Here is a 17,997-nt window from a genome sequence, read left to right on the forward strand (position 1 = left end):
GAGTCTGTCGCCCGAGCCTCAGCTGCCCAGGCTGGCGAAGAAGTCGCCGAAGCCGTTGGCGATGTCGAGGAGGCCGCCGCCGATGGACGTCACCACGTTCGCCGCGGACTGCGGCCGGTACGCGATGAAGAACACCAGGAACGCCAGGCCACCCCATCTGAGGATCTTCTTGACCATGGTGGCTTTTCCTCCCCAATCAGGACGCCGGGCATTCAGAGTAGCGGCTGGATGACACTCAGTGAAGGTGGTGCATATCATCGAGCGTGATCCGGCAAAACGATAGCAACACAGGAACCCAACATTCATGACCGTTCACTCAGCGAACGAGTGCTCGTACGGTGTTGAATCTCATACCATGGCGCATGACGAGGTCCTTGCCGGGCGACTGCGCGAACGGCTCCCGGACGCGGTCGAGAAGCGTATGTTCGGCGGCGTGGCGTTCATGATCAACGGCAACTTGGCCGTCGGCGCGTACGACGACGATCTGCTCGTCCGCCTCGGCCCCGTCGACGCGCCGGCCGCCCTGGGCACGCCCGGCGTGCGCGAGTTCGGCCTCACCCGCCGCCCGATGCGCGGATGGGTGGTGGTGGCGGGCGAATACCTGGATGACGCCGACCTCGACCACTGGCTCGCGCGCGCGAGCCAGTTCGTCGCCACGCTGCCACCGAAGTAGGGTGCTTCGGATGGCACCCACCCGGACGGCGTTCTTCCTCGACTTCGACAACGTGTTCAGCGGGCTGTTCAAGCTCGACCCCGAGGTCGCCGTCCAGTTCGCCACCGAGCCCGGCGTGTGGCTGCGCCGGCTGGCCACCACGCTGACCGCCGACGCGCCCCGCCGCTGGCTGATCCTGCGCTGCTACCTCAATCCGGCGGGCTGGGTCAACCACCGCGACGACAAGGGCGAACCGACGCGATTGTACTTCTCCCGCTTCCGCCCCTCGTTCGTGCGCGCGGGGTTCGAGGTCATCGACTGCCCGCGCTACAACGCCACGAAGAATGCGGCCGACATCCGCATTGTGGTGGACGCCGTCGACGCCTTGGCCGACGACACCCGCTACGAGGAGTTCGTCATCGCGTCCGGCGACTCCGACATGACCCCGCTGCTGCAGCGCCTGCGCCGGGCCGACCGCCGCACGATGATCGTCTCCCCGGCCGACGCCGCCGAGGCCTTCACCGCCATCGCCGACCAGCTGCTCGACAGCCAGCAGCTCCTCGCCCTCATTCAGGGCGAGCCGGTGGACCTCGACGACCTCGACGACGAAACAACCGCGGATTTTGTACCCGATGAAGCCTACGAGCAGTTCCGGACCATCGTGACCGCGGAGTACGAAGCGGCCGACTCGCCGCTGAACATGGCCGCCCTCGCGTACCGGCTGCGCAGCGAGCTCGGCCCGATCGTCGGCACCAGCAACTGGTTCGGCTTCGGCTCCTTCGCCCGCGCCCTGGAGACGCTGGACCTGCCGGGCCTGCACATGTCCCAGCACCTGCTGTGGGACGAGCACCGGCACGACCCGCCGGAGCCCGCCGCTCCCGGCGCGCCCCGCACCGCGCTGCCCGAACCGGTCGAGCGCCTCGCCGACCAGCTGAGCCTGCCGCGGCTGCCCGAGGCGTGGTGGCCGTCCATCTACGAGACCCTCTCGGCTTACGCACGCGAGCACCGCTTCAACCTGACCCAGTGCACCAGCTGGTCCCGGGACCGCCTGCGCGACAACGGCGTCCCGGTCAGCCGCGGCGCGGTCGCCTTCGTGGTGCGGGGCACGTCGTTCGGCGGCTTCCCGCTGCACCGCCAGCCCCCGCCCACCCCCGCGGAGATCGCCTCGGCGTTCGTGAACAACGTGCTGAGCCGCGCGGAAGCGGCTCAGATCCCGTTCACCGACGAGGAGGCCAACGACGTGCGCTCCTGGCTGGGCTCCCCTTCCGCGTAGCGCTCCTGCATCGCCGGCACGACGCCGGCTTCGGTGTCGGTGTCGGTGTCGGTGTCGGTGTCGGTGTCGGCGTCGGTGAGCGTGGCCGGTCTGGGTTCGCCTGCCGCGTAGCGCTGCTGCGTCGCGGGCGTCGGTGTCGGTTTCGGTTTCGGTTTCGGCGAGCGTGGCCGGCCTGGGTTCGCCTTCCGCGTAGCGCTGCTGCGTCGCCGGCGCGGCGCAGGCGTCGGTGTCGGTGTCGGTGTCGGCGAGCGTGGCCGGTCTGGGTTCGCCTTCCGCCTAGCGCTGCTGCATCGCCGGCGCGACGCCGGCATCGGTGAGCGCGGTCGGCCTGGGTTTCCCTTCCGGGTAGCGCTTCTTCATCGCGAGCGCGACGCCGGCGCAGGTGAGCACGGCCAGCCCGCCGAGCGCGGCGAGCGTCTTGAGGTCCGGCTGCAGCAGCGGTTGCCCGCGCAGTGCCTGCCACGTGAGGAGCGTGACAAGTCCCGCATATGCGGCCGCCGTCACGCGAACCACGTTCCGCCTTGTCCGGATGGGGTACTTCGCCGCGACCACGGCCAGCAGCAACGCGAGCAGCGGCAGCACCTGCAGCGCGTGAATCCCGGCGAAGTGCGGGATGCGCAGGTCCCCGCCGGTCGTCGCCCAGCCGGTGACCGGCATCGACGGCCCGCCGTCCGCTACTCCGACGCTGTGCGCCCCGATCATCGTGGCGGTCTTGCTCTCGAGGGCCTCCTCCTGCGCGGCCGTCGGCGACGTCATGATGAAGCCGAGCGCCATGCCGGCCAGCGAGATGACGAACCCGAGCCGCGCCGCCGAACGCACCACCGGATCGGTGTCCTTCTGCACCGCCACGACGACGGCGACGATGAGGCTGGCCGTCCACAGCACCATCACCGTGGCGCCCATGAGGTTCCAGATCAGCGCATCCGTCGGTGTAGCAACGTTGAAGTGGCTCGCGCGCCCGCGAACCGCTTGAATGAGGATGGCGACCATCTCCCCGGCCGACGCGAGCGCGACGAAGGTGGCCGCCCACCACCCGGTGCGCCGCGCCCGGTTTGGTGAAGCGTAGGAGCCAGGCGAGCGTCAGGGCGTACAAGCCGAGGGAAACCGCGAATTTGAAGGGCTTGAGCCAGGCGGGGGAGCCGCCGATGGTGCGGTCGTCGAGCAGCAGCCCGCCGAGCGCCACGAGGGTGAGCAGGCCCATGACGGCCGCCAGCCCTGTTAACGGCCGGTGCCACCGGCCGGCAACCGCATGAGAGTTCGACATGCGTCGACCATCCCGTGCGCCGGGTGGCGAATCAGCCCCGCGCGCCCCCGGATCGATGGTGGGGCTGTCCCTACCTCGCGGCTGATCCATCGATTACCTTCTGCGAATGACCAACACCTATGCGAGCGGGACCGGGCTGGGCGGGAAGGTCGCCATCGTCACCGGGGCGGCCCAGGGTATCGGGCGCGGTATCGCCCAGGCGCTGGCCGAGCGGGGGGCCGCGGTGCTGCTCGTGGACCACAACGCCGACACGCTCGACGCCACCGTGAAGGGCCTGGAAGGCACTCAGGTGGCTTCGTTGCTGTCCGACATCCGCGAGCAGGACCAGCCCGAGCGGATCGTGGCCGCCGCGGTCGAGGCGTTCGGCCGGCTCGACGTGCTGGTGAACAACGCGATCGCCACGCGGGCGGCCGGCCCGTTCACCGAGCACAGCGACGCCGACTACGACCTCGTCTTCGACACCGGGCCGCGGGCCACGTTCCGCCTCATGAGGGCCGCGTTCCCGCATTTGGTCGCGAGCGGCCGCGGGTCGGTGGTCAACCTCGGCTCCAGCGCCGGGACCGAGGGGCAGGCGGGCTGGGCCACGTACGCCGCCGCCAAGGAGGCCGTCCGCGGCTTCTCCAAGGTGGCGGCGACCGAGTGGGGCCCGGCCGGCGTACGCGTCAACGTGGTGTGCCCGTTCGCCAACTCGGAAGGGGCGCAGCTGTGGGAGCGCTTCGATCCGGACGGGTACAACGCCGCCCTCGCGAAGGTTCCCGTGCAGCGGATCGGTGACACCCGCACGGACATCGGCGCCTTGGTCGCATTCCTGGCCAGCGACGACGCCACCTACATCACGGGGCAGACCATCATGATCGACGGCGGGTGGGGGATGCACCGGATCTGAGCACCCGCGCCGCCGCGCGCGCCTCAGACGACCGCGGTGCAGAACGCGCGCGGGTCGGCGGTCGGTGACGCTTTCGCGAGCCTCAGACGACCGCGGTGTAGAACGCGCGCGGGTCGGCGGCCAGTGACGCCTTCGCGAGCCTTAGACGACCGCGGTGTAGAACTCGCGGGGGTCGGCGGCCAGCGACGCCTTCACGTGGCTGCTCCAGTCGTCGGCCAGCACCTCGATGCGCCCGGCGGCGAGTCCGTCGAGGCCGGCCCGGACGATCTCGGCCGGGTCGGCCTTCTCGCCGTCGTAGCCGGCCATCATGTCGGTGTCCGCCGCGCCCAGGTGCAGGCCGGTCACGAGGGTGCCCTGGGCCGCCAGCTCGAGGCGCACGCCGTTGGTCAGGGCCCACTGGGCGGCTTTGGCCACGCTGTAGGCGTTGGCGCCGTCGTACGAGAACCAGGACATCGCCGAGAGCACGTTCAGGATCGCCCCGCCGCCGTTGTTCCCCAGCACCGGGGCGAACGCGCGCACCACGGCGAGGGTGCCGTAGAAGTGCGTGTCGAGCTCGCGGCGGATACCGTCCAGGTCGCCGGTGACGAGGTTGGTGGACGTCGAGATGCCGGCGTTGTTCACCAGCAGTGTGACGTCAGGTGCGGCCGCGGCCGCGGCGGCGACCTGGGCCGGGTCGGTGATGTCCAGCCGCAGCCGCGAGACGCCGGGAATGTCGATGCGCTCGGGGTCGCGCGCGGTGGCGTACACCTTGGCCGCGCCGCGCTCCAGCAACTGGCGGACGAAGTGGCGGCCGAGGCCGCGGTTGGCGCCGGTGACCAGCGCGACGGAACCGTTGATCTGCATGCGGGCTACGCTAAAACCTGACGCTGACGTGAGGGGCAAGGATGCGCATCGGTGAACTGGCCAGTGAGACCGGGGTCTCAGTGCGGGCCCTGCGCTACTACGAGGAGCAGCGCCTGCTCGCCCCGGCCCGCAGCGGCAGCGGGCAACGCCACTACGCCGACAGCGCCGTGGAGCGGGTACGGCTGATCCAGACGCTGTACGCCGCCGGCCTCTCCAGCCGCTCGATCCTCGACCTGCTCCCGTGCGTCGACGCCAAGGTGAACACGCCCGAGTCGCGGGCGCTGCTGCGAGCCGAGCGCGCCCGCATCTCGGAGCAGATCGACCGGCTCCTGACCGCACGGGACCGGCTGGACGCGGTCATCGCGCGCAGCGAGAGCCCCGCGAGCGGCTGCAGGGTTTTTGAGCATGCGCTCGCTGGGTAGAGATCCCTCAGAACGCTGTTTTGCCGGTTTCGAGGGAGATGTGATGAGTGTTGCCACGGATCCAGCCACCGTCGACAAGTGCCTGCGCGTGGGCGCCGGGTTCTCGCAAGGCGACCGCAACTGGATCGCCGAGCAGTTCGCCACGCTCGACGCACGGCTCGCGGCGTTCAAGGCCGACGCCACCGAGATCGAGGTGTCGGTGAAGGACCGCGAGGCACCCGGGCAGAAGGTCACGCTCGAGTGCTGGATCGCCGGGCGGCAGAAGATCGTCACCACCTCGGGCGAGGAGGAACTGCTCGCCGCGCTCCACGACGTGCGGGACGACCTGCGCCGCAAGCTCAACGACAGCAAGACCCGCCAGGAGCCGCGCAACAACCGCCACCTGCGCGAGCGGCCGGAACCGGAGGAGCCGGGCGAGCTGCAGTAGCACCGTCCTCCAACCGCGTCGCACGGCCGCGTCGCACGGCCGCGTCGCACGTTCGCGTCGCACGGCACCGCACGGTCGCGCTGTCCCGCCGCGTCGCACGGTCTCGGAGCCGTGAGATGCGGAAACGCTTGTCGAAGGGTGCGCGCACCGTTAAATCGTGATAAGTCCGAAAAGTCCGGCGCTTGCGCCGGACTTTTCGTGTTCGCAGGGGAGCAACGGAGCAGGGGAGCAACGGAGCAGGGGAGCAACGGAGCAGGGGAGCAACGGAGCAGGGGAGCAACGGAGCAGGGGAGCAACGGAGCAGGGGAGCAAGGCAGCAGGGAAGCCGGGGAGCAGGTCAAGCCGATCCGGTCGAGTCACGGTGCCAAGGGGCCGGGAGCGCAACCGGCACACAACCACACCTCCGACGGCGAGGACGGCGAGGGCGGCGAGAACCACGAACCGGCCGACGTGACGCCGCCCTAAGAGTCGGCGAGGCCCCACAGCAGCATGACGTTTCGCCACGCGTAGGACCCGGTGCGGTGTTGAGGGGGTGTGGGTGGAGCGGAGCTCCCCCACCGTTCTTAGGCCAGCAACGGCGCAGTCGACTCGCGGACGACCAAGTGGGTGGCCAGTTGGACGTGCATCGAGTCCGGGGTGCCGCCGCGGGCCAGGGTGTGCAGTGTGCGTACCGCGACCCGGCCCATGTCGGCGATCGGCTGGTGGACGGTGGTCAGCGGGGGAGAGGACAGCTTGGCCGGTTCGATGTCGTCGAAGCCCACCACCGACAGGTCCTGCGGGACGCGCCGGCCCAGGCGGCGGGCCGCCTCGAACACGCCGAGCGCGGCCCCGTCGCACGCGGCGAAGATGGCGGTCGGCGGGTCGGGGCGGCCGAGCAGGTCCAGGGCCATCCGGCAGCCCGCCTCGGCGGTGAAGCCGCCGTGCACCACGAGGGCCGGGTCGGCCTCGATGCCGGCGAGTTCCAAGGCGTTGCGGTACCCGTGCAGCCGCTCCCGGGACGCCGCGATGTTGGCGGGCAGGCCGGCGAAGCCGATGCGGCGATGGCCGAGCGCGACGAGGTGCTCGGTGGCCTGCGTACCGCCGGCGAAGTTGGTCGCGGCCACGCTGGCCAGTCCGGTGCCGAACGCGCCGGTCAGGTCCACCGAGACGAGGGACAGGCCGAGCTCGTCGACGGTGCGCACCTGCTCGGCGGTCAGGGCCAGCGAGACGACGATGACCCCGAGGCGGCGGCGGGACGCGGCGCGGACCAGCCAGGCGTCGCTGAGCGGCAGGCCGGCGCGGCCCTCGCGGTCCAGGACGTCGACGGCCAGCTCGACGCCGAGGTCGCGGGCGCCGGTCAGGATGCCGTGCAGGACCTGCAGGGAGTACATGCTGACCATGGAGTCGAAGACCACGTCGACGACGAGCTCGGTCTGAGGCTCGCGGGGGCCGGTGCTGGGCACGTATCCGAGCGCGGTGATCGTCTCCTCGACCTTCGCGCGGGTGCGGGGATCGACGTTCGGCCGCTTGTTCAGGACCTTCGACGCGGTCGCCTTGGACACCCCGGCGGCCTGGGCGACGTCCTCGAGGGTGACGCGCACGGGCTGGTCGCTCATCCACCCTCCCGAAACTGTTTCACGCGTTGACAGCAGAGTAGGTTACCCATACCTTCGGTACAACACGAAACTCCACGAAAAAGTTTCCGACCTAGAGGACGACGGATCGTGACGACTGTGACCGAGCGACTCCCGTACCAGGACGCCACGCTCCCCGTGGCCGAGCGAGTCGAGGACCTCGTCGGGCGCATGACCCTCGCCGAGAAGGTCGGGCAGATGTTGCAGCTCGACGCGCGGCTGGACCTGGCCGAGGCGGTCCTCACCAAGACCGCGGGCTCGCTGCTGCACGCCTCGCCCGCGCGCATCCGCGAGGCGATGGCCATGGTGGAGACCACCCGGCTGCGCATTCCGCTGCTGATGGCCGACGACTGCATCCACGGCCACGCGTTCTGGCCGGGCGCGACCGTGTTCCCGACCCAGCTCGGCATGGCCTGCAGCTGGGACCCGGCGCTGGTGGAGCGGGCGGCCCGGGTGGCCGCGACCGAGATCTCCACGACCGGCCTGCACTGGACGTTCTCCCCGGTGCTGTGCATCGCCCGCGACCTGCGCTGGGGCCGCGTCGACGAGACGTTCGGCGAGGACCCCTACCTGATCGGCGAGCTGGGCGCGGCCATGATCAGCGGGTACCAGGGCGGCGGTCTCAACGACACGACCGCGGTACTGGCGACGGCCAAGCACTTCGCCGGCTACTCCGAGACCCAGGGCGGCCGCGACGCCAGCGAGGCCGACATCACCCCGCGCAAACTGCGCTCGTGGTTCCTGCCGCCGTTCCAGCGCGCGGTGGAGGCGGGCTGCGCGGTGTTCATGCTCGGGTACCAGTCGATCGACGGCGTCCCCGTCACCGCCAACCGCTGGCTGCTCGACGGCGTGCTCAAGCGCGAGTGGGGCTTCCCCGGCACGCTGGTCACCGACTGGGACAACGTCGGGCGGATGGTGTGGGAGCAGAAGGTCGCCGCCGACGACGTGGTGGCCGCGACCATCGCCGTCGAGTCCGGCAACGACCTCATCATGACCACCCCGGCGTTCTTCGAGGCGGCCCAGACGGCGGTGGCGAGCGGGAAACTCGCCGAGGCGAAGATCGACGATGCGGTACGGCGCATCCTCCGCCTGAAGTTCGAGCTGGGCCTGTTCGAGAACCCCCGCGGCGCCGACGCCGAGCGCCAGGCCGCGGTCATCGGCTCGGCCCCGCACACCGAGCTCAACCTCGAGGTGGCCCGCCGCTCCCTCGTGCTGCTGCGCAACGACGGCACCCTGCCGCTGGGCGGGGACGTGCGCCGGATCGCGCTCGTCGGCCCCAACGCCGACGACCCGCACAACCAGCTCGGCGACTGGGCCGGCGCCTCGGGCCAGGTCGACTGGATGCCCGACGGCCACCCGCGCGAGACCGTCATCACCGTGCTGGACGGGCTGCGCAAGGCGCTGCCGGACGGCTGGGAGGTCACCTACCGGGCGGGCGCCGAGATCGGCAGCCTGCAGCCCGACCCGGACGGCACCCACTTCCCCGACGGCCAGCCCCGCCCGCCGCTGTTCCAGGCCGCGCCCGCCGACCCGGCCGCCATCGCCGACGCGGTCGCGCTGGCCGAGTCCAGCGACGTGGTCGTGGCCGTGCTCGGCGACAACGTGGCGCTGACCGGCGAGGGCAAGTCCACCGCCACCCTCGACCTGCAGGGCGGCCAGGCGGCGCTGCTCGACGCGCTGGTGGCCACCGGCAAGCCGGTCGTCGTGGTCCTCATCCAGGGCAAGCCGTCGACGCTGCCCGCCTCGGCCGAGCGCGCCGCGGCGATCATCGAGGCGTTCAACCCGGGCATGCAGGGCGGCCGCGCCGTCGCCGAGCTGCTCCTCGGCCAGATCGAGCCGGCCGGGCGCCTGCCGATCTCCTTCGCGCGCCACGCCGGGCAGCTGCCGGTGTACTACAACCAGCTCCGCGGCCAGCACGGCAACCGCTACGCCGACCTGACCCAGGAGCCGCTCTTCGCGTTCGGCGAGGGCCTGTCCTATTCCGCCGTCACCTACTCCGACCTGCGCATCGAGGACGCCACGGTCCCCGCCGACGGGGTCGTGCGGGCCAGCGTGACGATCAGCAACACCGGTTCGCGCCCTTCCCCGGAGACCGTCCAGGTGTACGTCAGTGACCTCGTCACCAGCGTCACGTGGGCCGAGCGGGAGCTGAAGACCTTCACCCAGGTCACGGTCGACGCCGGCGCCACGGTCACGGTCGACCTGGAGCTTCCGGCCGCCGCCTGCACCCTGGTCACGGCCGACGCCCGCCGGGTCGTCGAGCCGGGCACCTTCGAGCTGCTGGTCGGCCGCAGCTCCAAGCTCGCCGACCTGCTCGCCGCCCGGTTCGAGATCGTCTGACGCTCAGAGCGGCAGCTTCAGGCCCTCGTGGGACGGCCTGAAGCCCAGCCGCAGATAGAAGCGGTACGCGTCCGTGCGGGCCTTGTCCGTCGTGAGCTGGACGAGGCCGCAGCCGCGCGCCCGGGCGCGGTCGATCACCCAGTGCATCAGGGCCACGCCGACGCCCCGGTTGCGCTGGTCGGCGCGCACCCGGACGGACTCCACGAGCGCGCGCTCCAGGCCGTGCCGGCTCAGCCCGGGGATGTACGTCACCTGCAGGCACGCGATGACGTCGTCGTGCTCCTCCACCACGATGAGCTCGTTGCGCGGATCCGCGTCGATCTCCTGGAACGCCCGCTCGTACGCCTCGTCGACCCGCGCCGTGTCGCGGGTCCGGCCGAGCACGTCGTCGGCGAGCAGGGCCACGATCGCGGGCAGGTCGCTGCCGGTCGCGGTGCGGAAGATCATGGCCTGAGGGTAGTGGAACCTCGCGGCGCTCCCGGGAGTGGAACAGGCAAAGGGAGGAGCGCACGGTGCCCGAACGGGACGTGATCGGCCAGGTGTACGCGGCCTGCTTCCAGCGCCTGGTGGTACAGCTCTACGCGGTGACAGGCGATCTGGGCGAAGCTCAGGAGGCGGTGCAGGAGGCGTTCGTCCGCGCGATCGGCAATGCCCGCAAGTTCCGCGGGCTCGACAACCCCGAGGCGTGGCTGTGCCGGGTGGCGATCAATGTGAGCCGCAGCCGGTACCGACGCCGGATCTTTCTGGAGAACGTGCTGCGCCGGGCCGGGCCGGAGCCGGTCGTGCCGGACCCGTCGCCGGAGCACGTGGCGCTGATGGCGGGCCTGCGCCGGCTGCCGGTCGGCCAGCGCCACGCGATCGCGCTGCACTATCTCGCCGACCGGCCGGTGGACGAGGTGGCCGAGATCCTCGGCGTCTCGATCGGCACGGTCAAGTCCCGCCTGTCCCGCGGCCGCCAGGCGCTGGCCGAGTTCTTCAGCGAGAGGAGTCCCGTTGCCTGACCTCGAGCACCTGCCGTTCGACCGGGCCCGCGTGGCGGCGGCGGTCCGGTCCGTACCGCTGCGGGAACTCCACACCCGCGCGCGCCGCCGCCGGCAGCGCCGCACCGCCGCCGTGGCCTTCGCCGTCGTGTTCGTGGTCGCCGTGGCGGGCGCCGCGTTCGCGTTCCGGCCGGTGCCCGACCAGCGCCCGGCCACCCCGGAGAACAGCGCCCACCCGTCCTCCGGGGTCATGCCGACGGACCTGGCGATGCTCTCGCCGGAGGTCGCGGTGGCCTTCTGGAGCGGCTGCCCGGCCCGGTTCGCGCACACCACGAACGGCGGGCAGTACTGGACCGAGCCGGCCCCGGTCCCGGCCTGCGAGCAGGGTCAGCCGGACGAGCGCTGGCAGGTCCTGGACGCCCGGACCTACGTGTACTCCCTGAACGGAACCCGGTACCTGACCGCCAACGGGGGGCGGACCTGGAAGCCGGCCAGCGCGGCGATCATGGACACCGACGTGCTGCCGAAGGCCGCCGTGGCCGCCGACTGCGGGGCGCACTCGCGCTGCTTCGGGTCGCACGAGGAGGGCCCGGTCGCGGTGGACGCGGGCGCCGGGGTCGCCTACCGCCTCACCAAGCAGCCGCCGGGGCGGTCCATCGGCCGCTATCAGCAGGCGGGCGGCGTGCTGTGGGCCACGTTGTACGGCGGCAGCTCCGGCACGGGCGAGATCGGCCGGACCGCCGACGGGGGCGCGACGTGGCAGAGCAAACCGCTCAACGTGCACTTCGGCGCGGACAACATCGCCGCGCTGGACGCCAGACGGGCGTGGGTCTCGTTCACGCCGGAGATCGGGCAGCCGCAGCACGTCCTGCGCACCGCCGACGGCGGGACGACCTGGCAGGACGTGACCACGGACCTGCCGGTCACCACGTTCGAGCGGGACCTGACCGTGCGCGCGGACGGCACGCTGCTCATGGTCGAGCCGGATCCGTTCGCGGTCTGGGTCAGTACCGACGACGGCAAGCACTTTGTCGTGAACCCCGGACCGCCGGTGGACCGGGACTCGCTGCGGATGGGCTCGGGCCCGGGCGTCGCCTGGGCCATGTGGGGCAACCCGGTGCGGCTGTCCGTCACCACCGACGGCAGGACCTGGACCGAGCTGCCGCCGCCGTAGCGAATCGCCCGCCTCGCTGTCGCTCAGGCGGCGGCGGTGAGGCGGGCCAGGCGGGCGGGGGTGGGCCAGCGGACGTCCCACGCCCAGCCGAGCTTTTCGAAGATCCAGATGGTACGGGCCGAGATGTCGATCTGGCCCCGCAGCACGCCGTGCCGGGCCGAGGTCGGGTCGGCGTGGTGCAGGTTGTGCCACGACTCGCCCATGCTCAGGATCGCCAGCGGCCAGAAGTTGGCCGACTTGTCGCGGGCGGTGAACGGCCGGTCGCCGATCATGTGGCAGACCGAGTTCACCGACCAGGTCACGTGGTGCAGGGCGAAGACGCGGATCAGGCCGGCCCAGAAGAACGCGGTCAGCGCGCCCTGCCAGGACCAGGAGATCAGGCCGCCGAGGACGCCCGGCAGGAGCAGGGTCACGATCGTCAGCGGGCCGAACAGCCGGTGCACCAGGCGGATGTCGCGGTCGGCGAGCAGGTCGGGCGCGAAGCGCTCCTGGTTGGTCAGTTCCCGTTCGAGCACCCAGCCGAGGTGGGCGTGCCAGAAACCCCGGGCCAGCGCGACCGGGGACGTGCCGAACAGCCAGGGCGAGTGCGGGTCGCCCTCCTTGTCGGCGAACGCGTGGTGGCGGCGGTGGTCGGCCACCCAGTGCAGGATCGGGCCCTGCACCGACATGCTGCCCACGACGGCCAGCCCGATGCGCAGGGCGCGCTTGGCCTTGAAGGCGCCGTGCGTGAAGTACCGGTGGAAGCCGACCGTCGCGCCCAGGCACGTCACGGTGTAGAAGGCCGCCGCGAGGATGATGTCGAGCCAGGCCAGGCCCCATCCCCAGGCGATCGGGACGGCGGCCAGCAGCGCGAGGAACGGGATGATGACGAACGCGTAGACCGCGACGTGCGCCGGGATGGGGCGCTTGCGTCCGATCAGGGGCTTCACCGCCGTGGTCATGGCCGGACCATAACCCGCGGACACGGCCGTCAGGTGACGATCCAGCCGACGATCAGAGATAGACGTCCAACCGGCCGGAGAACAACGCCGTGGTCTGCAGGCGCTGCTGCTGGATGGCGTCGAAGTTGGCCCGCTGCTCCTCGGCCCGCTGCCGGAGCTGGTCCTCGAGCAGCTGCTGCTGGGCGATGCGCTGCTGGTCGTCGAGGCGCTGCTGGTCGAGGGTGCGCTGGGCGGCGAGGCGCTGGTCGGCCAGCCGCTGCTGGTTCAGCGTGTACTGCTCGTTGTCCCGCTGCTGCACGTCCTGCGCCCGCGCGTCCTGCTGCCGGACCAGGTCCTGCCGGTCGGCGGCGCGGGTGTCGTCGGTGCGCTGCTGCTGCAACCGCAGGTCGTCGGTGCGCTGCTGGTCGAGGCGGTCCTGCTGCAGGCGCTCCTGCATGTCCCGCGACGTGGGCGTCCCCGTGGCGTTGGCCGTGGCGGCGCTCGTCGCGGTCGCCGAGGTCAGCGTGGTCGGCGTGGTCGCTGCTACCGGTGTGATCGACATTGCAACCCCATCACTACTTGCATGATCCCGATTACTCAAAGTTACCACGTTCGGGTGACGGCAAACCTCTCCCGGCGATGCACGGTTTGTCACATGAGCACCCTCGAAGGGCGCGTCGCCCTCGTCACCGGCGGCTCCCGCGGGATCGGGGCCGGCATCGCGCAGCGCCTGGCCGCCGACGGTGCGACGGTCGCGGTCACCTACAACCGCTCGCCCGGGCACGCCGAGGAGGTGGTCGGCGACATCGCCGAGCACGGCGGGCAGGCCGTCGCGCTGCACGTCGACGCCCGGGACCGGGCCGCGGTCCGGGCCGGGGTGAAGACGGTCGCCGAGCAGTTCGGCCGCCTGGACATCCTCGTCAACAGCGCCGGGGTGAACCTGATGGCCCCGATCGAGGACACCGCCGACGACCAGTACGACGAGGCCGTCGCGGTGAACCTGACCGGCGTCTACGCGGCCACCCAGGAGGCGCTGCGGCACCTCGGCGACGGCGGGCGGATCATCAACATCGGCAGCGTGGCCGCGGAGCGGGTGCACTACGCCGGCGGTACCGCCTACGCCCTCACCAAGGCCGGCGTCATCGGCCTCACCCACGCCCTGGCCCGCGAGCTCGGCCCGCGCCGGATCACCGTGAACGCCGTCCAGCCCGGCCCGATCGACACCGACATGAACCCGCTCAGCGGCGACTTCGCCCCGTTCACCCAGCAGTTCACCAGCCAGGACCGCTACGGCACGACCCGCGACATCGCCGGCGCGGTGTCCTACCTGGCCAGCCCCGAGGCCGGCTTCGTCACCGGCACCACCATCACGGTCGACGGGGGCTACCTCAGTTGATCGCGCTCGGCCAGGCCGGCCAGGTTGAGCAGCTGCCGGCGCATCATCACCAGGTCGCCGGCGGCCAGCAGCGGGCGGGTGACCCGCTCGAGGGGCCCGCGCGGCTCGGGCATGTGCAGCTTGGCCACGAGCCGGCAGCGCCCCGGCCCGAGCTCCCGCAGCAGGTAGGTGATCACGACGTCACCGAACAGGGCGCGGCCGCGGCGCTCGGTGACGCGGAACGTGAGCTGCTCGCCGGGCACGAACGCGACCAGGTCGAAGATGGTCATCCAGCGCTGGCCGGTCGCCAGGTCGTCCACGCCCGGGGTCAGCTCGCGGGGGCTGCGCCGGCCGCCGTTGTCGATCCAGTCATAGCTGTACGGTGCGACCCGCAACTGACACAGCCGCCGGAACACGACCGGGGCCGGGGCGTGCACGTCGACGGCCCGGTAATACGCCTCGCGGCCGGGAACGAGCGCGTCCCCGCCGTACGCGAGACCGGTCTCCTCCGGACGGGTACCCCACACCTTCACCGACACGGCTCCACGTCCCCTCGTGGTGGGGACGGCCGGCGGCCTCATGCCGTGCGGGTCGTCCCATGGCACCCAACCTACTGATTACGCTTATCGGAGGCCGCGCAGAGACGCCGGTCACGTTCCGGAATCGTTGCTGCCCGCTTCGGTTGACTCGTAGTGTCACGGCGGCAGTCCGACGGAGAGGCCTTCCCCATGTCCAGCACCACGGTCCTGCAGGAATCCGACAACCGGCACGCCCCGCCGGCGACGGTGGTGATCTTCGGCGCCTCCGGCGACCTCACCCGGCGCAAGCTGATCCCGGCGATCGAGAGCCTGGCCCGGCACAACCGGCTCACCGAACGGTTCGCGGTCGTGGGTGTGGCCCGGACCCCGATGGACGACAACCAGTTCATCCACAACGTGCTCGGCGACCGCGGGCTGGGCGGCATGCCGCAGCTGGACGGCGGGATGCGGTACATCTCCGGCGGCTACGACGACCCGGAGACCTACAAGCACCTCGCGGCCCTGCTCGACGAGATCGACGAGAAGCGCGGCACCGGCGGCAACCGGATCTTCTACCTGTCCACCCCGGCCGAGGCGTTCCCGCTGGTCATCAACGGCCTGGCCGGCGCCGGGCTGAACCAGTCGCGGGAGGGCTCGTTCGCCCGCCTGGTCATCGAGAAGCCGTACGGGCACGACGAGCGCAGCGCCAAGCAGCTCGACCAGACCGTGCACGCCTCGTTCGACGAGTCGCAGGTCTTCCGCATCGACCACTACCTGGGCAAGGACACCGTCCAGAACGTGCTCGCGCTGCGCTTCGCCAACTCCATCTTCCAGCCCATCTGGAACCGCACCTGGGTCGATCACGTGCAGATCACCGTGGCCGAGACCCTGGGCGTGGGCACCCGCGGCAGCTTCTACGAGCACGCCGGTGCGATGCGCGACATCGTGCAGAACCACGTCCTGCAGGTGCTCGCCCTGGCCCTGATGGAACCCCCGGCGTCCTTCGCGGCCGAGGCGGTGCGCAACGAGAAGGTGAAGCTGCTGCAGGCCATCCGCCTGCCCCGCGGCCGCGACATCGACGACATCGCGGTGCGTGGGCAGTACACCCGCGGCGGTACCCGCGAAGAGCTCATGCCCGGCTACCGCGAGGAGCCCGGCGTCGACCCGCTCTCGCGCACCGAGACCTACGCGGCGCTGCGCCTCGACGTGGACAACTGGCGCTGGGCCGGCGTGCCGTTCTACGTACGCACGGGAAAGCGGTTGCCGAGCCGCGTCACCGAGGTCGCCCTGCAGTTCCAGCGGCCGCCGCACCTGCCGATCCCCGACTCCCAGCTGACCGAGCTCCAGCCCGACGCGCTCATCCTGCGCATCCAGCCCGACGAGGGCATCGCGCTGCGCTTCGGCGCCAAGGTCCCGGGCCACTCGTTCCGGGTCCGCTCGGCCAGCATGGACTTCTCCTACGACAAGACCTTCCGCGAGGAGTCCCCGGAGGCCTACGAGCGCCTGCTGCTCGACGCGCTGATCGGCGACACCACGCTGTTCATCCGCAAGGACGAGGTCGAGCAGAGCTGGCGGGTGGTCGACCCGATCATCGAGCGCTGGGCCCAGGACACCAGCCCGATCCCGACGTACGAGGCGGCATCCTGGGGCCCGACCGACGCCAACCGCCTGATCGAGCGCAGCGGGCGCGCCTGGCGCAACACCGTCGCGTAGCCGGCACGGGAAAGGCCCTCCCCCTTTGGTCGGGGAGGGCCTTTTTCGCTACTTCGAGGCCGCTTCGAGGCGCGGGATGAACTGCAGGGCCGCCCGGCGGGCGACGGACAGGTTGGCGCTGTCGCTGGACTCCGAGGAGACGTACACGTCGATGTCGTGCCCGTTCTCCCACACGTAGAGGTGCCCGGACAGCGAGTACGCGGTGGTGCCGACGCCCATCACCGGCGTCGCCTGCTTGTTGCGCACGTCGAAGTTGCCCCGGGTCTCCAGCGTCACCGCGATCGTGACCTGGCCCTGGGAGAGCTGCCACTGGCAGTAGCGCGACGTCGGCGACGACCCGCCGTCGTCGGTCATGAGGGTGACGGACTCACCGGTCAGCGTGCCGATCTCCGCCTTGGACATCAGCTTGCAGATGTCGGGCACGCTGGTGGCCGTGGCCGCCTTGGCGCTCGACGAGGCCTTGGCCGACCCGCTCGACTTCGCCGAGGGCTTCGCGGAAGCCGCGGCCGAGACAGGTGCCTCCGCGGACGGCGCGGACGAGGGCTTGGCGGCCGTGGTGGCGGAACCGTCGTTGCAGGCCGCCAGTGCGAGCGCACCGGCGGCGGCCGCGGCCAGAACAAGAATGCGACGAGACATTGGTGCGCTCCCTGGATTTCGTTGGTACGACCAAGGTGCGCGATCATTGCCCGCCGGCACACACTTTCCGTCCGTCCTGGCACGTTTCCGGGACCGATCACTCCCAGCGCGTCGCGTTGGCCTCGGACAACGTGCCCGGACGGTCCAGGACCACGCAGAACAGCAGCCCGGCCGGGTCCCGCATCACCTGCCAGTTCTCGGCCCGCTCGACCCGGGTCGCCCCCAGCCGCTCCAGCCGCGCCACCTCGGCGTCGACGTCATCGGTATGAAAATCCAGATGCACGCGGCCCGGCCCGCCGTCACCGAGCCGCTGGGCCAGCACGAGCATGTCGTGCGTGGGCAGCCGGGCCCCATTGAACTCGGGATACTTGCCGACCGGTTCCAACTCGGCGCCGACCGCCCCGGACCAGAACGCCACGGTCGCGTCGTGATCCGCCGCCGGCACGTCGATGGAGATCGCGTAGAGCCTGCTGAAATGAGCCACGCCGTGCAGTATGCAGCGTCGCCATCCCTTACCCGCGCTTTGCCATCTATCGAAGTGTGTCAACGCAAATCCGGGGTTTAACCGTTTGTTGGCTTGTGTCGACCATGGTTGATCTCGCAGGATCATTGGATGAGCACCGACGAGCGCGCCACCCAGCCCGTCGACCTGTCCGCCCTGGCGACCCACCAGACGGAACCCCTGCACGCCGCCGAGGCCGCCGCCGAAGCGGACGGAGGCACCGACTTCGGCGCGATCGACGCCCACATCGACGACGAACTGTCCGAAGACGAGGACGACGCCTCCTTCGACCTGGGCACGGATGTGGCCCACCCAACCCTGGACCACAACGGCGGCCCAGCCTTCGACCTGGACCGCGACATCTCCCTGTAGCCGGCGGTCCGCGACACCGACTTCGAAGACGTTCTCCTGGCGCGACCCACTCGTCGTCCTTCACCACCCCAACCCAGACGGCCGCAC

21 protein-coding genes are annotated in these 17,997 nt (G+C 71.1%); 11 read left to right on the forward strand and 10 right to left on the reverse strand.

What is annotated here, in order from left to right; translation table 11 throughout:
- Positions 1-18 precede the first annotated feature (18 nt).
- A complete protein-coding gene (locus ACQP00_RS14430; protein WP_433060304.1) occupies positions 19-177 on the reverse strand; it encodes a hypothetical protein in 159 nt (52 codons plus the stop codon).
- Positions 178-355: 178 nt separating this feature from the next.
- Between ACQP00_RS14430 and ACQP00_RS14435 the strand changes: the two genes are divergently transcribed.
- Entirely contained in the window at positions 356-673 is a 318-nt protein-coding gene (locus ACQP00_RS14435; RefSeq protein ID WP_433219154.1) for a TfoX/Sxy family protein, read from the forward strand.
- 10 nt (positions 674-683) lie between these two features.
- Positions 684-1,925: an NYN domain-containing protein gene (locus tag ACQP00_RS14440; RefSeq protein ID WP_433219156.1), complete on the forward strand. Its 1,242-nt coding sequence runs from the start codon at positions 684-686 to the stop codon at positions 1,923-1,925.
- 276 nt (positions 1,926-2,201) lie between these two features.
- On the opposite strand, the gene ACQP00_RS14445 is transcribed toward ACQP00_RS14440, so the two are convergent.
- Positions 2,202-2,828 carry a hypothetical protein gene (locus ACQP00_RS14445; RefSeq protein WP_433219158.1) on the reverse strand — a complete coding sequence of 209 codons (627 nt, stop codon included), beginning with the start codon at positions 2,826-2,828 and terminating at the stop codon, positions 2,202-2,204.
- Positions 2,829-3,295: 467 nt separating this feature from the next.
- Here ACQP00_RS14445 and ACQP00_RS14450 point away from each other — a divergent pair, with 467 nt between their 5' ends.
- Positions 3,296-4,075, forward strand: a complete 780-nt coding sequence (locus tag ACQP00_RS14450) for an SDR family NAD(P)-dependent oxidoreductase (RefSeq protein WP_433219160.1) — start codon at positions 3,296-3,298, stop codon at positions 4,073-4,075.
- Between the two features lie 141 nt (positions 4,076-4,216).
- Here the strand turns inward: ACQP00_RS14450 and ACQP00_RS14455 are convergent, their stop codons facing one another.
- Positions 4,217-4,918, reverse strand: a complete 702-nt coding sequence (locus ACQP00_RS14455; RefSeq protein WP_433219162.1) for an SDR family oxidoreductase — start codon at positions 4,916-4,918, stop codon at positions 4,217-4,219.
- A gap of 41 nt (positions 4,919-4,959) precedes the next feature.
- Here ACQP00_RS14455 and ACQP00_RS14460 point away from each other — a divergent pair, with 41 nt between their 5' ends.
- Together ACQP00_RS14460 and ACQP00_RS14465 are read left to right on the forward strand one after the other, a co-directional pair.
- Positions 4,960-5,340 (forward strand): MerR family transcriptional regulator, encoded by a 381-nt coding sequence (locus tag ACQP00_RS14460; protein WP_433219163.1) that lies wholly within the window; start codon positions 4,960-4,962, stop codon positions 5,338-5,340.
- Positions 5,341-5,383: 43 nt separating this feature from the next.
- Complete coding sequence (locus ACQP00_RS14465; RefSeq protein ID WP_433219165.1) at positions 5,384-5,767, forward strand: HPF/RaiA family ribosome-associated protein; 384 nt, start codon at positions 5,384-5,386, stop codon at positions 5,765-5,767.
- A gap of 563 nt (positions 5,768-6,330) precedes the next feature.
- Here the strand turns inward: ACQP00_RS14465 and ACQP00_RS14470 are convergent.
- The gene (locus ACQP00_RS14470) at positions 6,331-7,362 is read right to left on the reverse strand and encodes a LacI family DNA-binding transcriptional regulator (protein WP_433219167.1); all 1,032 of its coding nucleotides are present in this window, start codon (positions 7,360-7,362) and stop codon (positions 6,331-6,333) included.
- 117 nt (positions 7,363-7,479) lie between these two features.
- Between ACQP00_RS14470 and ACQP00_RS14475 the strand changes: the two genes are divergently transcribed.
- Positions 7,480-9,720: a glycoside hydrolase family 3 N-terminal domain-containing protein gene (locus tag ACQP00_RS14475; protein ID WP_433219168.1), complete on the forward strand. Its 2,241-nt coding sequence runs from the start codon at positions 7,480-7,482 to the stop codon at positions 9,718-9,720.
- Between the two features lie 3 nt (positions 9,721-9,723).
- Here the strand turns inward: ACQP00_RS14475 and ACQP00_RS14480 are convergent, their stop codons facing one another.
- Positions 9,724-10,167 carry an N-acetyltransferase family protein gene (locus ACQP00_RS14480; protein ID WP_433219170.1) on the reverse strand — a complete coding sequence of 148 codons (444 nt, stop codon included), beginning with the start codon at positions 10,165-10,167 and terminating at the stop codon, positions 9,724-9,726.
- Positions 10,168-10,232: 65 nt separating this feature from the next.
- On the opposite strand from ACQP00_RS14480, the gene ACQP00_RS14485 reads away from it, so the two are divergent.
- The gene (locus tag ACQP00_RS14485) at positions 10,233-10,721 is read left to right on the forward strand and encodes a SigE family RNA polymerase sigma factor (protein WP_433219172.1); all 489 of its coding nucleotides are present in this window, start codon (positions 10,233-10,235) and stop codon (positions 10,719-10,721) included.
- The gene (locus ACQP00_RS14490) at positions 10,714-11,874 is read left to right on the forward strand and encodes a hypothetical protein (RefSeq protein WP_433219174.1); all 1,161 of its coding nucleotides are present in this window, start codon (positions 10,714-10,716) and stop codon (positions 11,872-11,874) included. The genes ACQP00_RS14485 and ACQP00_RS14490 overlap by 8 nt, the downstream gene beginning before the upstream one ends.
- A 23-nt stretch (positions 11,875-11,897) precedes the next feature.
- Here ACQP00_RS14490 and ACQP00_RS14495 read toward each other — a convergent pair whose 3' ends face one another.
- On the reverse strand, positions 11,898-12,815 hold the full coding sequence (locus tag ACQP00_RS14495) for an acyl-CoA desaturase (RefSeq protein ID WP_433219176.1): 918 nt from the start codon (positions 12,813-12,815) through the stop codon (positions 11,898-11,900).
- A gap of 52 nt (positions 12,816-12,867) precedes the next feature.
- On the reverse strand, positions 12,868-13,356 hold the full coding sequence (locus ACQP00_RS14500) for a hypothetical protein (protein ID WP_433219178.1): 489 nt from the start codon (positions 13,354-13,356) through the stop codon (positions 12,868-12,870).
- Positions 13,357-13,449: 93 nt separating this feature from the next.
- On the opposite strand from ACQP00_RS14500, the gene ACQP00_RS14505 reads away from it, so the two are divergent.
- Positions 13,450-14,190, forward strand: coding sequence for an SDR family NAD(P)-dependent oxidoreductase (locus ACQP00_RS14505; protein WP_433219180.1), 741 nt, complete (start codon positions 13,450-13,452; stop codon positions 14,188-14,190).
- On the opposite strand, the gene ACQP00_RS14510 is transcribed toward ACQP00_RS14505, so the two are convergent.
- Positions 14,178-14,708, reverse strand: coding sequence for a hypothetical protein (locus ACQP00_RS14510; protein ID WP_433219182.1), 531 nt, complete (start codon positions 14,706-14,708; stop codon positions 14,178-14,180). The genes ACQP00_RS14505 and ACQP00_RS14510 overlap by 13 nt on opposite strands.
- 189 nt (positions 14,709-14,897) lie before the next feature.
- Between ACQP00_RS14510 and zwf the strand changes: the two genes are divergently transcribed.
- Positions 14,898-16,400 carry a glucose-6-phosphate dehydrogenase gene (gene zwf / locus ACQP00_RS14515; protein WP_433219184.1) on the forward strand — a complete coding sequence of 501 codons (1,503 nt, stop codon included), beginning with the start codon at positions 14,898-14,900 and terminating at the stop codon, positions 16,398-16,400.
- A gap of 48 nt (positions 16,401-16,448) precedes the next feature.
- Here the strand turns inward: zwf and ACQP00_RS14520 are convergent, their stop codons facing one another.
- Entirely contained in the window at positions 16,449-17,036 is a 588-nt protein-coding gene (locus ACQP00_RS14520; RefSeq protein ID WP_433219186.1) for a hypothetical protein, read from the reverse strand.
- 97 nt (positions 17,037-17,133) lie between these two features.
- Positions 17,134-17,520, reverse strand: coding sequence for a VOC family protein (locus tag ACQP00_RS14525; RefSeq protein ID WP_433219188.1), 387 nt, complete (start codon positions 17,518-17,520; stop codon positions 17,134-17,136).
- 129 nt (positions 17,521-17,649) lie between these two features.
- Here ACQP00_RS14525 and ACQP00_RS14530 point away from each other — a divergent pair, with 129 nt between their 5' ends.
- Positions 17,650-17,910 (forward strand): hypothetical protein, encoded by a 261-nt coding sequence (locus ACQP00_RS14530; protein ID WP_433219190.1) that lies wholly within the window; start codon positions 17,650-17,652, stop codon positions 17,908-17,910.
- Positions 17,911-17,997: the final 87 nt, after the last annotated feature.

This window comes from Dactylosporangium sp. CS-047395, assembly GCF_050942185.1.
Taxonomy (GTDB): Bacteria; Actinomycetota; Actinomycetes; order Mycobacteriales; family Micromonosporaceae; genus Dactylosporangium.

What these genes read in the sequence shown, in the direction of transcription:
- ACQP00_RS14520 (WP_433219186.1), bottom strand. Translation starts at nt 17,036, where the DNA reads ATGTCTCGTCGCATTCTTGTTCTGGCCGCGGCCGCCGCCGGTGCGCTC.
- ACQP00_RS14440 (WP_433219156.1), top strand. Translation starts at nt 684, where the DNA reads ATGGCACCCACCCGGACGGCGTTCTTCCTCGACTTCGACAACGTGTTC.
- ACQP00_RS14495 (WP_433219176.1), bottom strand. Translation starts at nt 12,815, where the DNA reads ATGACCACGGCGGTGAAGCCCCTGATCGGACGCAAGCGCCCCATCCCG.
- ACQP00_RS14530 (WP_433219190.1), top strand. Translation starts at nt 17,650, where the DNA reads ATGAGCACCGACGAGCGCGCCACCCAGCCCGTCGACCTGTCCGCCCTG.
- ACQP00_RS14430 (WP_433060304.1), bottom strand. Translation starts at nt 177, where the DNA reads ATGGTCAAGAAGATCCTCAGATGGGGTGGCCTGGCGTTCCTGGTGTTC.
- ACQP00_RS14470 (WP_433219167.1), bottom strand. Translation starts at nt 7,362, where the DNA reads ATGAGCGACCAGCCCGTGCGCGTCACCCTCGAGGACGTCGCCCAGGCC.
- ACQP00_RS14460 (WP_433219163.1), top strand. Translation starts at nt 4,960, where the DNA reads ATGCGCATCGGTGAACTGGCCAGTGAGACCGGGGTCTCAGTGCGGGCC.
- ACQP00_RS14480 (WP_433219170.1), bottom strand. Translation starts at nt 10,167, where the DNA reads ATGATCTTCCGCACCGCGACCGGCAGCGACCTGCCCGCGATCGTGGCC.
- ACQP00_RS14435 (WP_433219154.1), top strand. Translation starts at nt 356, where the DNA reads ATGGCGCATGACGAGGTCCTTGCCGGGCGACTGCGCGAACGGCTCCCG.
- ACQP00_RS14505 (WP_433219180.1), top strand. Translation starts at nt 13,450, where the DNA reads ATGAGCACCCTCGAAGGGCGCGTCGCCCTCGTCACCGGCGGCTCCCGC.
- zwf (WP_433219184.1), top strand. Translation starts at nt 14,898, where the DNA reads ATGTCCAGCACCACGGTCCTGCAGGAATCCGACAACCGGCACGCCCCG.
- ACQP00_RS14455 (WP_433219162.1), bottom strand. Translation starts at nt 4,918, where the DNA reads ATGCAGATCAACGGTTCCGTCGCGCTGGTCACCGGCGCCAACCGCGGC.
- ACQP00_RS14500 (WP_433219178.1), bottom strand. Translation starts at nt 13,356, where the DNA reads ATGTCGATCACACCGGTAGCAGCGACCACGCCGACCACGCTGACCTCG.
- ACQP00_RS14450 (WP_433219160.1), top strand. Translation starts at nt 3,296, where the DNA reads ATGACCAACACCTATGCGAGCGGGACCGGGCTGGGCGGGAAGGTCGCC.
- ACQP00_RS14465 (WP_433219165.1), top strand. Translation starts at nt 5,384, where the DNA reads ATGAGTGTTGCCACGGATCCAGCCACCGTCGACAAGTGCCTGCGCGTG.
- ACQP00_RS14445 (WP_433219158.1), bottom strand. Translation starts at nt 2,828, where the DNA reads ATGGGCGCCACGGTGATGGTGCTGTGGACGGCCAGCCTCATCGTCGCC.